This window comes from Hansschlegelia beijingensis (assembly GCF_045505405.1).
GTDB classification, from domain to species: domain Bacteria; phylum Pseudomonadota; class Alphaproteobacteria; order Rhizobiales; family Methylopilaceae; genus Methylopila; species Methylopila beijingensis_A.
Window position 1 is genome coordinate 1 of record NZ_JBJKEX010000648.1, and the last position, 780, is coordinate 780.

A 780-nucleotide genomic window follows, 5' to 3' on the forward strand; every position below is an offset into this window, starting at 1 on the left:
GGATGGCACGACGTCCGACGGAGAACAGAAGAAGACCGCCACCGCGAGAAGCCCGGCGGACCAAGATATGGCGCTCGCGGCGTTGACCGCGCTTCGCCGCCCCGTGCCCGACGGGCGCACGCTCGGCGTCCTCGCGCTGATCGCGATCTGTCTCGTCTGGGGCTTTCCGCTGTTCAGCGGCTTCGCCATGACGCGCGCCTCATCGTCCCACGGCGGGGTGGTGCTGGCGGTGCTGCCGCTCGCGACCGCTCTCGCCGGCGCATGGCTCGGCGGCGAGCGTCCGTCCCGCCGGTTCTGGACCTTCGCGGCGCTCGGCGCGGCGCTGGTGCTCAGCTTCGCCCTCTGGCGCGGCGACGGCGGAACCACGGGGGTCGGGCTCGGCGACCTGTCGCTGCTGGCGTCGGTCGCGTCAGCCTCGATCGGCTACGCGCTCTCGGCCCGGCTCGCGCGGACCATGCCGGGCTGGGAGGTGATCTCCTGGGCGGTCGTGCTGTCCCTGCCGCTCTCGCTGCCGGTCGCGGTGCGGCTCGCTCCGCTCGAGCCCGCCGCCGTCTCGGCGGCGTCCTGGGCGGCCTTCGCCTATGTCACTGCGATGAGCCAGTATGTCGGCTTCTTCGCCTGGAACGCGGGGCTCGCGCTCGGCGGCGTGGCGCGCGTCAGCCAGGTTCAGCTGCTGCAGAGCTTCGTCACGCTGGCGATCGCGGCGCTGCTGCTGGCCGAACCCATCGACGCGCCGACGATCGCCTGCGTGACGAAGCTCTGCAGCAGCTGAACCTGGCT

Annotated in this window: 1 protein-coding gene; it reads left to right on the forward strand. The window is 72.6% G+C overall.

Going from position 1 to position 780, the window contains the following annotated elements; translation table 11 throughout:
- Positions 1–772 (forward strand): DMT family transporter (locus tag ACIKT0_RS19395; protein ID WP_407106899.1); only part of this gene is annotated, 772 nt, incomplete at its 5' end.
- Positions 773–780: the final 8 nt, after the last annotated feature.